Source organism: Lyngbya sp. CCY1209 (assembly GCF_055795065.1).
The window spans coordinates 1-240 of sequence record NZ_JAYFER010000361.1 but is presented as its reverse complement, the minus strand read 5'-3'; the positions used below and the strand labels follow the sequence as shown (position 1 = coordinate 240).

The 240-nt window shown below is 45.0% G+C and carries 1 protein-coding gene; it reads left to right on the top strand.

The window, feature by feature from the left end; translation table 11 throughout:
* Positions 1-91: 91 nt before the first annotated feature.
* Positions 92-240: reverse transcriptase N-terminal domain-containing protein (locus AC0QHF_RS10215; RefSeq protein ID WP_324704101.1), on the top strand; the 149-nt coding region annotated here is incomplete at its 3' end.

Genomic DNA, 240 nt, shown 5'->3' with positions numbered 1-240 from the left:
GATGTGACCAGAAGCTAATGCTTGGATGTAATGTTCGAGATATGCAGACGGGTCACGGTTCAGACGTAAGATGGAGACTTGAATAGCAATAATGGCGAGGTCTAGTCAAACCAAAGGATTCGGCAAACCGAAACCAACGGTCACTAAGAATGCATGGAGAATTATCAATTGGGCGAAAGTTCAGCGGATGGTTTTCAAGTTGCAAAAACGTATCTATCAAGCGGCTCAATCGGGACAGGA